General features: G+C 72.6%; 10 protein-coding genes. 3 read left to right on the plus strand and 7 right to left on the minus strand.

Annotated features, from left to right (window positions below):
- Positions 1-79: 79 nt before the first annotated feature.
- The 5 genes from O7543_RS17335 to O7543_RS17355 form a co-directional block, all read right to left on the minus strand.
- Positions 80-1390: a TIGR02679 family protein gene (locus O7543_RS17335; protein WP_281552868.1), complete on the minus strand. Its 1311-nt coding sequence runs from the start codon at positions 1388-1390 to the stop codon at positions 80-82.
- Complete coding sequence (locus tag O7543_RS17340; RefSeq protein WP_281552867.1) at positions 1387-5595, minus strand: TIGR02680 family protein; 4209 nt, start codon at positions 5593-5595, stop codon at positions 1387-1389. The genes O7543_RS17335 and O7543_RS17340 overlap by 4 nt, the downstream gene beginning before the upstream one ends.
- An 8-nt stretch (positions 5596-5603) precedes the next feature.
- Complete coding sequence (locus O7543_RS17345; protein WP_281552866.1) at positions 5604-6836, minus strand: TIGR02678 family protein; 1233 nt, start codon at positions 6834-6836, stop codon at positions 5604-5606.
- Entirely contained in the window at positions 6833-8443 is a 1611-nt protein-coding gene (locus O7543_RS17350) for a TIGR02677 family protein (RefSeq protein WP_281552865.1), read from the minus strand. Before O7543_RS17350 ends, O7543_RS17345 begins: the two co-directional genes overlap by 4 nt.
- A 904-nt stretch (positions 8444-9347) precedes the next feature.
- On the minus strand, positions 9348-10100 hold the full coding sequence (locus O7543_RS17355) for an SDR family oxidoreductase (RefSeq protein WP_281552864.1): 753 nt from the start codon (positions 10098-10100) through the stop codon (positions 9348-9350).
- 103 nt (positions 10101-10203) lie between these two features.
- Between O7543_RS17355 and O7543_RS17360 the strand changes: the two genes are divergently transcribed.
- Positions 10204-11043, plus strand: coding sequence for a LysR family transcriptional regulator (locus O7543_RS17360; RefSeq protein WP_281555813.1), 840 nt, complete (start codon positions 10204-10206; stop codon positions 11041-11043).
- Here O7543_RS17360 and O7543_RS17365 read toward each other — a convergent pair whose 3' ends face one another.
- A complete protein-coding gene (locus O7543_RS17365) occupies positions 11044-11730 on the minus strand; it encodes a CPBP family intramembrane glutamic endopeptidase (RefSeq protein ID WP_281552863.1) in 687 nt (228 codons plus the stop codon).
- A gap of 134 nt (positions 11731-11864) precedes the next feature.
- On the opposite strand from O7543_RS17365, the gene O7543_RS17370 reads away from it, so the two are divergent.
- Both O7543_RS17370 and O7543_RS17375 read left to right on the plus strand, forming a co-directional pair.
- On the plus strand, positions 11865-12326 hold the full coding sequence (locus tag O7543_RS17370; RefSeq protein ID WP_281552862.1) for a hypothetical protein: 462 nt from the start codon (positions 11865-11867) through the stop codon (positions 12324-12326).
- Entirely contained in the window at positions 12326-12601 is a 276-nt protein-coding gene (locus O7543_RS17375) for a helix-turn-helix transcriptional regulator (protein WP_281552861.1), read from the plus strand. Before O7543_RS17370 ends, O7543_RS17375 begins: the two co-directional genes overlap by 1 nt.
- Positions 12602-13070: 469 nt before the next feature.
- Here the strand turns inward: O7543_RS17375 and O7543_RS17380 are convergent, their stop codons facing one another.
- On the minus strand, positions 13071-13745 hold the full coding sequence (locus O7543_RS17380) for a hypothetical protein (protein ID WP_281567157.1): 675 nt from the start codon (positions 13743-13745) through the stop codon (positions 13071-13073).
- Between the last annotated feature and the right edge of the window lie 337 nt (positions 13746-14082).

Here is a 14082-nt window from a genome sequence, read left to right on the forward strand (position 1 = left end):
ACAATCCGGTAGGGCCACTCGCACGTCCGTTCAGCGGACAACCGGTGCGACAGTCGACTATGGGCAGGATGATCACGCGCTACTGGGCACCGGACAGGTCGGCGAGGAGGGTGTCGAGGACCAGCTCCTCCTCGACCCGCGTACCGTGCCGGCTCATCGCAGCGGTCAGCTCCGCGTCCCAGCCGGCGTCGACCGGCCGGCCGGTCAGCGTCCCCGACACGGCGCCCACCACGGCCGCGCCCGCCACCGCCGCCCGGTACGCGGCGGCGTCGTAGCGCCACGGCTGCCACGGCACCCGGGAGCGCAACAGGTTGGCGATCCGTACCCCGCCCCAGTCAAAGTCGCCGTGGTAGCGCAACCGCGCGCCACCGGCCGTCAGGCCGGTCAGCAGCCGCAGCGCCGCCGTGCTCGGCTGGCCGTTGACGCAGACCAGCGGCGGACACTCCGGACCGAGCAGGTCGGCCGCCGCGGCCAGCACCGTCGGGTTCTCGCAGACGTGGACGGTGCCGGCCGGGAAAGTCGACCGCTCCCGGCCGAGTTGGCGCAGGGTCAGCACTAGCGGCTCACCGGCCGTCGCGGCGGGCGCCGTCAGGGCGGACAGCCGGCTGCCCGGACTCGCCACGACGTTGAGCGTCAGTACGGTCGACGATAGTTCGTCGACAAGGACACCGGCGCTGTCCCACAGCGCCCGCCGCCGCTGCGCCGGGGACGTCGGTTCGTCGTCCCCGGGCCACCAGACGGCCCGCACCGCCGACAGTACGAGGGTGGCCAGTGGACGGTCGGCGTCGAGGGCGTGCGCGTCGCCGGTGGTCTGCGCGGCGAGCCGGGCCAACGGAGCACCGTCGGCAGGCAACGCCGCCAGCACCGCGACCAGGTGTTCGACGAGCCGGGCCGCCGCGTCCGGCGTACCGGACAGTCGGCGGGCCAGCGCGACCGTGGTGCGGTCGCCGCACCAGTCGGCCAGGTGCGGCGCGCGGCGGCCGAGCCGGTCCAACGGCTCCAGCACGGTACGCCATGCGGCGTCGGCGGCGGCGCGGACCTCGGCGGTCACCGGCACCGGCCCGAGGAGGGTCTCGACGGCGGCGGCCAGCCCGTCCGGGTGCAGGCCGCTGCGGCGGACCACCTGGTCGAGGTCGTCGAGGTTGACCGTCAGCGAGGTGCCCCGGGCGGGTGGCCGCCCAAGCAGCCGTTGCACCGCCAGCCGCTCGGCCGGTGTCGGCTGGCTCAGCGAGATCGTGCCGGCCAGCGGCCGGCCGTGGGCCATCCGCTGGCGGACCCGCTGCACGACCCGTTCGGTGTCGGCCCCGCCGAGCTGCCGGCGCAGCCGATCGAGATCCGGCCCAACCACATCGAGATCCGGCCCAACCACATCGCCGTCCGGTCCGGTCACTCGGCGGACCACAGAGCGGGCTGCTCCGAGCCGTCAGGTCCGGTCGGGTCCGGTCGGGTCGGGTCGGGTTCGCCGTCCGGGCGGGTCGGTCGCTGCTGCGGTACCGCCAGCTCGACCCGAGGCATCCGGTGCCGTTCCCGCCCGTCCCACCGCCACGGGGTGACCAGGACGGCGTCGATGCCGTCGTGCCGGGCCAGCTGCGCGATGCCCAGTCCGGGCACCTGCGGATAGCAGCCCCACTCCCGTTCGCTGGTCATCACCACGTCCAGGTCGAAGGTGGCGAGCAGCCCGAGGCACTTGGCCCGGGAGTCGTCGTCGACCCCGGCGAACGCCTCGTCGAGGGCGATCAGCCGCGGCGCGTGCGCATTGCCCGCCGACCCGTAGTACGAGGACGCGGCGGCGAACAGTGGGATGCTGGCGGCCAGCACCCGTTCACCACCGGAGGCCGGGCCGGTGGCCGGCCGCCACTGCCCGTCCTGGTGGCGTTGGATTGCGAACTCGTGCCAGGCCCGGTAGTCCAACGCCCGGGTGAGCTGCTCGTGCCAGGTCGCCGCCTCGTCGCGCAGCCGTTCCCGGCTGATCTGTTCCTGCAGGAACGCGCCGATCGCTCGACGGTCGGCGTCGTTCCAGACGTCGGTGCTCTGCCGCAGCTGCCGGGCGCGCAGCTCGGCCAGGCCGGGCGGGGCGTCGCGGGTGGGCCGCCACAGCAGCCGCAGCCGCATGCCGGTGGAGGTGGGCCGCTCCTCCAGCTCGCCGTTCATCGTCGCAACCTGCTGCTCGGCGCCGGCGACCAGCTCCTGCAACGCTCCGGCGACCTCGTTGACCAGGTGGGTCTCCAGCACCTCCCGCTCGTGGGCGGAGAGCACCCGCTGCCGTTCGTCGATCTCGGTGACCAGGGCGGCGGACAGGTCCGCGACGGAGCGGCCGTGCCCCTGGAACACCACCTCCACGATCATGGTGTCCTCGCGGACGGCGGGCAGCACCTGGTGTCCGTGCCGGGACAGGCTGTCGGTGAGCACCTTCATGTCCAGGCTGACCTGGTGCTGGATCCGTTCCCAGGGACGGTCACCGTCGTCGACGTCGGCGAGCAGCCGGTCGACGCCGCGCGCCACGGCCACCGCCGGGGTCGTCGCCCACGGCTGTCGGGTGTCCGGTAGTTCCTGCTCGGGGCAGGCCAGGGCGATCAGGCCGGTGTCGGCGAAGGCCCGCAGCACTTCGACGGCGGCGTCCCGGGTGGCGGTGGCCCCGTCGAGTTCCTCGGTCAGCCGGTCCCGTCGCCCGTCGGCGTCGCCCCGGGCACCCCAGGCGTCGCGTTCGCGCTGCCGGGTCTCCCGGCTTTCCCGCTGGCACTCCTGCTCGGCGTCGGCCACCTCGCGGAGCTGGCGTTCCAGGTCGGCGACGGTCGCGCCGGCGGTCGCGTCCAACGTCTCGAACTCCACCCGGGCCAGCCGGGCCGCCTCGGCCGCCTCGGCCGCCTCGATCGCGGCCGGTTCGAGCTTCTCCTGCTTCTCCTCGTAGGTGCGGGACGCCTCAGCGCGGCGGCGCGTCGCATCGCGTACCCCGGTCAGGGTGGGCCACCAGGCGGCCAACGTCACCTGGTAGTCCTGCAGCCCGTCGCGAACCTCCGCCAGCCCGTCGGCGTCGTGTGGCAGACCCACGTCGTCGGCGAACTCGGTCGCCTCGGCCAGCGCCGTCTGCGCCGCCGAGACCGCCGTACGGTGCCTCGCCGCCGCCTCGTCACGTCGGCAGGCGGTGTCCCGGCGCAACTGGTGGGCGCCACGGACCAGGGTGTGCGCCTCGCGTAGTGGCTGGTCGGAGGGGAGACTCTCGGTCTCGTGGCCGACCGCCCGCCGACGTTCGTCCAGTCTGGTGCGTTGCTCGGCGAGGTCGGCCGACACGGCAGCGAGTTCGTCGGACTCGGCGCGCAGCGCAGCGATCCGGGCCCGGCGGGCCGCTTCCCGGGCGCCGTCGCCGATGTGCTCCGCGTCCGGTTTGGTCCACCGCCCGGTGACGACGCCGATGCCGAAGCCGCCGTCGGTGTCGGCCCAGGTCGCCGCACCGGACTCCGCGCCGAGGCCGATCGCGGCGAGGACGGCGGCGACGGTCGGCCCGGTCAGCGCGGCGGCGTGCGGGTCGGCGTCGTCGATGGCCGGACGCAGCAGCGTCCCGAGGTTCGTCGCCACCTCGTCGGTTGGTCGCAGCAGCGCGTCGCCGCTGTCCGGGTCGCGGACCGTGCCGTCCGGGTCGATCCACGCGTCGAGCACCCCGGCGGCTTCCAGCGCCGCCTCGATGCCGGCACGCACCTGCGGCGGCACGCCTTCAACGAAGTCGACGACCCGCCACAGTGGTGCGCCGGGCCGGTCGAGGCGCAGCTGCGGGGACCGGGTGTGCGGTGCCGGTGGCGGCTGGTGCGCCCCGTCGGTCAGCCGACGCAGCTCGGCGTCGATCTCCCCGACCCGGTCGGCGACCCGCCGTTGCTCGGCCTCCACCGCCGCGTCGGCGCGGGCGATCGCCTCGGCGGCTGCCCGGCTGGCGGCGGTCACCTCCCGGGCGGCCGGGTTGTCCCCGTCGAGGGTGCTCACCCAGGAGTCGAGCCGGCCGAGCACCGCCTCCGGGTCGGCGATAGACAGCTCGACCAGCCCGGTCAGGTACTCGCCGGTGCGCCGTACCAGGGTTTCGCCCTGTTCGGCGGCGGCGGTCTCGGCGTCGGTGACCGCCTCGTCGGCCGCCGCCACCTCGGCGTCCAGCCGGTCGACCTCCTCCCGGGCGCGGTCTGCGAGGGTTCGGGCCGACTCGGCGGCCGCGCGGAGCCGATCGAGGGTACGCAGCGCGGCCCGCCGATCCTGGACCAGCTGGCCGGCGGCCCGGCGCGCCTCGTCGAGCCCATGGGCGGAGTCGTCCGGCAGGGCGGCGAGGACCCGGTCACGGTGCCGGTCGGCGATCCGCGCCGCCGCCGCACCGCCGGCCACCCGGGTACGGGCCGCAGCCTCGTCCCGCTGGGCCGACTGAAGCTCCTGCGCCGTCTGCTCGGCGGTTCGCCGGGTCCGGGCCGCCTCCGCCTCGACGTCACGCAGGCGTTTGGCCTGCTGGTCGGCGAACGTCGCCCGCTGATCGGCCGCCTCCCGCAGCCGACGCAGATGCTCGGCGGTACGCGCCTCGGGGCTTTCCGCCAGCGCCCGTCGGCGCGCCTGCAGCTCGGTGGCGCGCGCGTCCAGCTCGGCCAGTCTGACCTCGGCCTGACGTACCGCCCGGTCGGCCTGCTCGTGCGCCCGCTGCGCGTCGCCCAGCTCGCGGCCCAGTTGCTCGTACCGGCTGTGCTGCTGCCGCAGCACCGCGGCCTTGCGTTTCGTCGCGATCCGCGCGTACTGCCGATAGCGGGTGAGGAAGTCGTCGGCGGCCTTCTTCGTCTCGCGCAGCTCGGTCAGCGTCTCCCGCTCGTCGTCGAGACCCCGGAACGCCTCGGCGACCTGGGCGATCAGGTTCTCGTCCAGCGGCGGTAGCGCGTCGCCGAGCGCCCGGGACAGGGTCTTCTCGTCCGGACGCTTGGACAGCTGCGGCTGCCGCAGCTTGATCAGCAGGGACACCAGCGCGTCGTACCGGTCGCCCAGGCCGAACAGTGCCTCGTCGACCGCCCGCCGGTAGTCGACGGCCCGGTCGTAGAGCATCCCCACCGGGCCGATCGCGTCCCGCAGCCGGTCCCGGGTCGCCGCCGTACCGGTGGGGGTGAGCAGCTGCAGATCGGCGCCGACCCGTTGGCTGGTGACGAAGTACCAGTGCCGGGCGATTCCGCGCCCGGCCACCGCCTTCAGTCCGCAGCCGATGGTCAGGTACCGGGCGGTGCCGTCGGCGTCGCGGCGGCCGAACTCCAGCCAGGTGTAGCCGGTCCGCTCCGGGTGCGGGTGCCGTCCACCGAGCAACAGGTTCCACTCCATCCGCTTGTGCGGATCCCCGTCGGGCTCCACTCGGTACGGTGTCAGCTCACCGTCCAGCAGGAACGGTACGGTCAACGCGAGGACCTTCGACTTGCCGGTGCCGTTGTTGCCCCGCAGCAGCAGACTGCCGCCGTGGAAGTGGAACTCCTCCTGGTCGTAGTAGAAGATGTCCACCAGCCCGGCCCGCAGTGGCTGCCACCGTTCCCGGTCCGGCACCGGCAGCTCCCGGTCCAGCATGGACGTCGGTGCGGCGGTGGTGGCTGCGGCGGTCACGGTGACGGTTACCTCCTCAGGGCGGCGGGACGGCTCTGGCGGATCGTCGGCTCCGCCAGGGCGTAACGGGCGATCGCCGGGCGGGCGACGACCAGCGGGTCCTCGGCCGGTTCGACCGTGATCAGTTTCAGGGCACGCAGCGCGTCCAACGCGGTGGCGACCAGTTCGACCTCGGCGCCCGGATCGGTGGCGTGTTTGCGCCAGTACGACCGGTGCGCCCGGGCCAGCTCGCGGGTGTGCCGGTGCAGCTCGCTGACCCGCAGGCCGCCTGTGCCCGCCGCGCCGGCACCGGCCGCCGCGATCCGCTCCGCCAGCAGCAGCGTCAGGTGGCTCTGCATCCCCTCGGCCGGCATCCGGACGTCGGTCAGCTCGTCGGCCGGATCCACCATCGCGACCCCTTCGGCCCGTACCTCGCCAACCAATCCGGTCAGTTGGGTGATCCGGTTCAGGATGGCGTACCGCTGGCTGGTCAGATAGGCCAGCTCGGCCTCGGTCAGCTCGTCGTAGTAGACGACCGGCTGTTCGAGCAGCAGCCGGGTGAGCCGGTGCCGCAGCGCCCGGTTGCGGGCATCCTCGACATCGGGCACCACCTCGACGGTCAGCGCCGCCAGCCGGCCGTCCGGTGCCACGTCACCGATCATCGACGGGCCGCGGCTGCTGGCCAGCAGGCCGGCGATCACCCGCCGGTCAACGTCGTAGAGCACGTCACCACTGGTGCCGAGGTACGCGTCCTCGTGGCCGGCCACCCGGCGCAGCACCCCCCAGTGCAGCAGCAGCCGGACCACCGCCACCATGTCGGCCCGCCGCTCCCGCCGGTCCAGGGCGAACGTGAACCCCGTGGCGGCCAGCGCCGGATCGGCGGCGGCAAGCACCACGTCCTCGGCCAGCCGGCCCAGGGTGATCTGCCCGTCGGCGCGTTCCAGCGCGGCCAGGGCGAGGCAGGTCAACACGTACCGTTGCCGGGAGAACGGGGTCCTGGCCTTCGGATCCCGGGCCGGGTGGGTCTGGTCCTGTGGGTCGGCGGTCAGCTTCATCAGCCGGATCGTCTGGGCGTCGGCGACCAGCCGCCACCCGGTCTCCCGGTCGAACCACTCGCGCAGCTCTACGGCGTACGTGCGGACCAGCCGGAACTCGGCGTCCGGGGTCAGCCCGGCGACCAGCAGCGGGCGGGCGAGCAGCAGCCGGGCGGCCCGCTGCAGCCGGCCCGAGGAGTCGCCCTCGGCCGGGCCGCGCGCCCTCACCCGGCCGCCCCGACCGCCGCGAGGTCGGCTCCGGCAGAGAGCGGGCCGGCAGAGACCAGGTCGGCTCCGGTCGGAGCCAGGTCGGTTATGTCGACCAGATGCTCCGGCCCGGTGAGCACCCCGTCGGCGGTGACGATCCGCACCGGCGGCGCCCCGTCGACGCGGACCAGACGTACCCGTAGCGTGCCGTCGGAGGTGGTGGTGGTCACCTCCGTGGCGTCCGGCCGCCGGGCCGCCAGCGCGTCGCCCAGCAGATGGAGAAAGAGCCGGAACTCGGCGGTGTCCAGTTCACCGAGGCGCGACAGTGGGACGGGCCCGTCAGTGGCCAACGCCGCTCGGGCGCGGGCCGTCTGGGTCGTCTCCCGCTCGGCACGTTCGGCCAACTGCCGCCGCTGCGCGGATCGGTCCAGCACCCGGCTCGGCGAGCCACGCCGCTCGTACGATCCGGTTTTGCGCAGTCGAGGGCTGATCTCCAGCCGGGGTGCCTGGGCCCACGACGTCGATGCCGGCACCGGTCGCTGCTCGACCGCGGCCAGGGTCTCGGTCGTCACGGTCAGGTGCCGCACCGGCGACAGGCCGAACGCGGTGTGCCACAGCCGGTGCGCGGCCTCGTCGTCGGAGGCCTGCGCGAACCACAATGCGAGCGACCGGAAGTCGGCCGACCGGTCCGACCGGCCGGCCCGACGTTCGTTGATCGACGCCACCGCGCCGAGCAGCTGCCGGATCGCGCCGATGGCGGCGGTACGCAGCAGCCGTGCCTGGGACTGCCGGCTGGCGTCGCCGCTGACGAACCAGTCCCGCAGCCCGTCCCAGCGTTGCTGCCAGACCACCCGCGCCTGGTGCAGTGCCCGGTCGTCGGCGTCCTCGCCGGGTGCGGCGTCGACGGCCTCCCGGCGGGCCACTATCTCCAGCAGCGGGCGTACCCCGGTCGCCTCGATCCGGTGGGCCAGGTTGGCGATCTCCGCGCCCCGGTTGGCGAGATCGGCGATGAACCGTTCGAGGTACGCGATCAGCTGTTCCTTGTACGCGAGGAAGGCCGCCACGTCGGCGTCGGCGAAGTCGACGGCCCGCCGCAGCGACGCCATGAACGCCTGCGCGTTGTCGGCCAGCCCGGTGAACCGGTCGACCAGGCTCAGCATCAGCAGGTGGGTCTTCGCCGGGTCGGGCGCGGACCCGGCGGCGGCCTCGGTGGCGATGCCCAGCAGGGCGCGCAGCTGGTCGGCGATGTCGGACAGCGCCACCGACTGCAGGGCGCCGCGTCGGCCGATCGCCTCCTCGTACGTGGCGATGGCCTGCTCGGCGGCGTGGCCGTGCGCGCTCAACTGGTAGAGGTAGCGGGCGCGGTGGAAGTCTTCCACGGTGGTGACCCGTCCGGTGTCCGGGTCGGCCCGCAGGTTGCCCCACTCGGCGAGCTGGGCCAGCGCCGCCGCGACGGCCTCCAGCGACACCCCGGGGCCGATCTCGGCCAGGACGTCCTCCGGCCGCAGATGCACGGTGAACCGACGTTTCGCGCGGATGAAGGCGTCCAGCACGTCCCGGTACAGGGTGACATTCTGCGCCTGCAGGTGCGCGAACGGCTGAGCGGCCGGTGCGGTACCGGTGGACATCCCGCCATCATCGCAGACCCGGATCGGACCACGACGCACACAGCGGGCTCGTGGTTGCCGCGCCGGATGCTGCAGCGCGGGACGCGCTCGCCGGCCCGGTGGTGGAGGTGAACCAGGTGACCAGCCCTTGACGAGGGCTGCCGGAGCATCCTGGCGCTGCCCGATCGCGGCCTTCGGCTACCGAGACACCTGCGGCACCAGGTCAAGCAGCACGAACCGAACTGCCTCACCCCACGGCAGCGGGCCGACGGCTACCTGCTCACCTGCGTGGACCGGCCGATGTCGAAGGTCACCCTGAACATCGCGGGCCTGTGACCGGGCGACCCGACCGACCGGTCTGATGTCGCTGGTCGACTGTGCGGTCAGCTACGACGCCCTCCATGCCGGGCACAGCACGGACGGTCGGACGCAGGCCAACCCGATGGTCGAGTGCCCGACCGTACCGGACCGGCTGCCGGCCGTACCGGCGCAGGCAGCGGCCGAGGTCGACCAGAATCTGAGCCTCCGGCAGATCGCCGAGGCCAACGAACGGTTGTTGACCACAGCCGGCGAGGGCGGCCCGAACTTCGCCCAGAACGCGATCGTGGGGCCGCTGCGGGACAAGCGGCGGGCCGCCCTCGAACGGATCGAGATCGCGATCGGCCGGCACGCGGCGCGGCCGACCGGGCTGACCCGGCTGGCGTCCTGCACCTTGCTCGGGCCGGGCAGCGGCGACAACAGCGGATCCGGTGACAACGGCACTGATGGGGGCGACCAACGGTGGGCCGGCGACGGAGCCGACGGCCCGGACGCTGAACTGTCGGCGCTGCCCGTCCCCGCCGCCCGCCGCGCCGGTCCCCCTCTGGTGACCGGGCTGGTCCAGCCCGGTCACCAGCAAGGCGGAGTCACCGACAGGGCCGGGAGATCACCAGGGGATGCTGCCGTCGTCGTTGACGAACGTGCCGGTCGGGCCGCCGTCGGGCAGGGTGGCCAGCCGGATCGGGGTGGCAGCGGCCTCCTGGACCGGACGCCCGACACCGCCGGTGAAGTCGGTGGCGACCAGCCCCGGACAGGCCGTGTTGATCAGGATGTCGGTGCCGGCGAGTTGCCGCACGTAGTGCACGGTGACCGCGTTGAGGTACGTCTTCGTCGGCGAGTAGGCCGCCATGATCGGGCCGACGTTGATCTCCGGGTCCGACTGCCAGGTCAGTGAGCCGACGCTGCTGGAGATGTTGACGATGCGCGGCGACGGCGACCGGCGCAGCAGCGGCAGCATCGCGTTGGTCACGCGGATCACGCCGTACACGTTGGTGTCGACGACCTGGCGGACCGCGTCGAGGTCGAGCGTGGTCGGGTCCTGCTCCCACCCCGGCCCGGTCTCGCCGGCGATGCCGGCGTTGTTGACCAGGACGTCAAGTCCTCCAGCGGTGCGTTCGATCAGCTGCGCGGCCTCGGTGACGCTGCGGTCGTCGGTGACGTCCAGCGGTACGGCGAACGCGTCGACGCCGGCGGCGTACAGCGTCTTGACGGCCGCTTCGCCGCGGGCGGCGTCGCGCGCTCCCACCGCCACCCGGTAGCCCTTCACGCCGAGCCCGGCGGCGATCTCGTAGCCGAGTCCCTTGTTCGCGCCGGTGACCAGCGCGGTCTTCGTTCCGGTCGTGGCCTTCGTTTCGGTCATGACGCCGATGGTGGCGCGGCGGTAGCCGCCGTCGTTACACCAGTTGAGTTCCGCTGTCATACCCGGCGGGTATCACCGACGTATCGTTGTCGGCGTGGAGACGCTGGAGACCCGTGAGCTGCGGTACTTCGTCACGGTCGCCGAGGAGCTGCACTTCAGCCGGGCGGCCGAACGGCTCGGCATCGCCCAGCCGCCGCTGTCCCGGGCGATCGCCCGGCTCGAACGCCGCCTCGGCGTCACCCTGCTCGACCGCGACCGCCGAAGAGTGGCACTCACCGACGCAGGTCAGGTGCTGCTCGACGAGGCCCGCGTCATCCTGGCCGCCACCGCGGCGGCGGCCCGGCGTACCCGCCGCGCCGCCGCCGGCGCGAACCGGCTGACCCTGGTCACCAAGGCCGGCGCGGGCCACGAACTGCTGCAGAAGCTGCTCGACGCGCACGCCGTCGAGCCGGACGCGGCCGAGATCGACGTGCTGCTGTGCGGCATGGGCGACCAGGCGCGGATGCTGCGCGACGGCCGCGCCGACGCCGCCCTGATGCAGCGGCCGTTCGACTCGCTCACCGGCTTCGACACTGAGGATCTGCTGACCGAGCAGCAGGTCGCGATCCTCCCGGCCGGGCATCCGCTCGCCACCCGTACGTCGTTGACCATGGCCGGCATCGGCGACGTGCCGGGGCTGCCGGTCGCCCGCTGGCCGCGCCCGGACGGTACGTACGAACCCGGACCCGGGCCGGAGATCCACGACCAGTCGCAGCTGGCCCAGCTGATCGCCCTCGGGCACACCATGGCCGTGCTGTGCGCCTCGTCCCGGTCGTGGCTGTGGAGCGCGCACACGGCAGTGCCGCTGACCGACGCGCCGCACGTCACCACCGTGCTCGCCTGGCTGCCGGACAACCGCTCCCGTGCCGTCGCCGGGCTCGTCCGGACCGCCACCCAGCTGTGATCAGCCGTAGCTGAGCAGGACCGTGCCGAGCGCGGCGGCGTTCCACAGCGCGTGGGCCACCATGGGCGCGGTCAGCCGGCGGGTGGCCAGGAACAGCCCGGTGTAGACCAGACCGGCGACGGTGATGGACAGCCCGTCCAGCGCGCTGGCCGGCAGGTGCAGCACGCCGAACAGGACCACCGAGACGACCGCCGCCACCCACAGCGCCACCCGGGGGCGGGCGGACCGCTGCGGGATCGCCCCGAGCAGGAACCCGCGGAAGTACAGCTCCTCGGCGATGCCGCCGCCGACGATCCCCAGGAAGATGGTGGCGGCCAACGCGGCCGGCCCGGCGGCGGACATGCGCAGGATCTCCTGGACCTCCGGGTTGGCTTCGCCGCCGGCCGCCGGCATCAGCACCCCGAACTCCAGTAGCAGGCGGGGTGGAACGGTGGCCACCGCGATCAGCATGTCCCGCCGCCAGTGCCGCGAGGTCAGGCCGAGACTTCGGCGGGGCAGCCCGTGGCGGCGTAACCACCAGGCGATGAGGGCGGCGGCCGACACCAGTTCGGCGACGGCGACCGCGACCAGCACCGCCGGCACCCCGTCGGCCGCGAAGAGTCCCATGGCCAGCGGTGGGCCGACGAAGCAGATGAGCGCGCCGGCCAGGAACACCCCGGCGGAGCGGACGGGAACGGGGATGGTCATTGTGCTGGTCCAGCCTTCCGGTGGGCGGATGCGGTCGCTCCGACGTGCTGGTGGCGGGGCGACCCGCCGTCGGCATATCGAGATTCGATATACTAGACCCAGTTTCATATCGAATTTCGATAGGGAGGGCCGCCGTGCGGCACGACATCGAGCAGGGGCGTCGTCCCCGTACCGCTCCGGCCGGTCAGTGGGCCTTCGAGACGGTCACGGCAGGTGCCGTGGCGCTCGGCACCCTGCTGGCCGCCGCCTCGGCAATCGGCGTACTGATCGCCGACAACCTGGTCGCGCCCGTCACGGTGAACCCCACCACCGACCTCGGACCGCAGGCCACCGCCGGCCGCTTCACGCTCACGCCCCAGGACGCCGCCCTGCTGACCGTGACCGAGCCGACCGTCGGCGACCGACTCTGGATCTTCGGGCCGGCGCTGCTGCTCGCCGCCGTCGTCGCGACGGCCGGCGGACTGCTGTGGCGGGTGGTGCGGTCGCTGCGCTCAGCGGACCCGTTCCACCCGCGCAACGCCCGCCGGGTCGGCGCGGCGGCCGAGTTCCTGCGCCGGGGCACGGCGATGCGCGCCGACCTCGACGGACTGGTCTGATGGCCCCGACCGACGACGAACAGTCCGCCAATCACCGGGTGGTCTGCCACCTCGACCGGCTGCTCGCCGACCGCCGGATGACCCTCACCGAACTCGCCGACCGGGCCGGAGTCACCGTGGTCAACCTGTCGGTGTTAAAGAATGACCGGGCCAGAGCGGTCCGGTTCTCCACTCTGACCGCCATCTGCGACGTGCTGCACTGCCAGCCCGGTGACCTGTTCAGCGTGCGCCCCACCGAGCCGCCCGTACCGGGTCCCCAGGCTCCGCCCCCGTGACGCACACCGGCCACTGCGGCCACCAGCAGGACGGCGCCGGAGGGCGGGTAGCGGACGTCAACTTCTGACGTGGCGCAACCGTTGGATAGGTGCCCCGGTAGCTGTCTCGATCCAGAAGGTCCAGCCGTTCCGCTGTGGGTTGACCCCGGGGCGCCGTTCGCTCACCACGGCCCGAGCAGCCTCGCTCGGCGTGCGGTACACCGAACCAGCGAGCGGGCCGCTCAGAATTTCGACCCGCCCTGGTCCCGGAGTGAAACATGCCCGAGTCCGGTGGCCGTCGTAGTCAGCGTAGACAGGGATCGAAGTGGGCTCATCCCCCACCAGCTCAAGCGTGCTCGGCTCCCGAGGCAGTGCCACCAGGCGGGTGACAACCTCACCAATCTCTATGCCCGCAACCCTCGCGGCGAACGCCAAATTCCGATAGGTCTCCTCGTCTACCTCAATATGCGGCATACCACACTCCTCGCGATCAGAAACTGGGTGACGCGGCCCCACCGATGACAGCAGACCGCCGGGCGAGCACCTCAGGCACTCGGTCGTGTGTGACGACCCAGCTGGCAGCCGTAGGCGACATGAGTCTGAGCAGCCGGACGATCGTCTCGCGGTCGGCAGCCAGGTGCCGGCGGTGGATCGGCTCGTGATGGGCGACGCGGTTGCGGAACGCGCGGACGTGATCGAGATCAGAGTGGAGATCCCTTCGGGATCCTCGATATCCTGGGAAAACCTTCCGCAGAGCAGGCCGCCATAACGTCGTCTCGTACTGGCAGGAGCCACCGCTGCCAAATAACCCAACCCAGAAACCGAGTGGCAACTCAGCGATCACGCTCCCCGGTGTCACATCCTTCCGGATCCGGCATTTCTTGATCGAATCCTGGACCATCCGCTCTGCGACGAATGTGAACTTGATGTCTGAACGCCACCAGTCAGGCCGACCAGCCAGTACGGTCAGGCGGTCGTCGACGCCGTTGCGTAGACACACCTCCAGCACGTGGAGTGGCCCAAGGAAGGCGCTTGAGACCTCCATGTTCCACGCGTAGAGACGAAGAGCGCGGGCGCTGTCGCCACTAGCCGCAGCTAGGTACGGCGCCGACCGAGCCTTCGACAGGCATCGCCAGAGCACCTCATCTTGCCAGGACTCCGACACGACTACTCCTTTACACCCGGCACCGCTACACTTGACGACGTAAGCCCCGGTGTCCGCCTCTGCTCTGCATGCGGCCCGGGGCACAGCCATGTACCGAAGTGCGGGTATTCCGGCCTCACTCAATCAGCCAAGAGCCCGGCACGGCCTTGCGAAGATTCTTGAGTCTTCGGAGACTTTGAAGCAAGTAGCCGTGCGGCACGCCAGCGACGGCGCAGCTTGGCCGCCTTCCCAGGATCCGCCGGGCCGACCGCTGCGCGGTGACATGCACGAAGTCCGCCGTCGGTGCCGACCCTAGCCGAGCCCGCACCTGGTTCACCGACAGCGGCAACCTCGATTC

Origin of the sequence: Solwaraspora sp. WMMA2080 (assembly GCF_027497395.1) — a bacterium.
In the GTDB taxonomy this organism is placed as follows: Bacteria; Actinomycetota; Actinomycetes; order Mycobacteriales; family Micromonosporaceae; genus Micromonospora_E.

What these genes read in the sequence shown, in the direction of transcription:
- O7543_RS17350 (WP_281552865.1), bottom strand. Translation starts at nt 8,443, where the DNA reads ATGTCCACCGGTACCGCACCGGCCGCTCAGCCGTTCGCGCACCTGCAG.
- O7543_RS17365 (WP_281552863.1), bottom strand. Translation starts at nt 11,730, where the DNA reads ATGACCATCCCCGTTCCCGTCCGCTCCGCCGGGGTGTTCCTGGCCGGC.
- O7543_RS17375 (WP_281552861.1), top strand. Translation starts at nt 12,326, where the DNA reads ATGGCCCCGACCGACGACGAACAGTCCGCCAATCACCGGGTGGTCTGC.
- O7543_RS17355 (WP_281552864.1), bottom strand. Translation starts at nt 10,100, where the DNA reads ATGACCGAAACGAAGGCCACGACCGGAACGAAGACCGCGCTGGTCACC.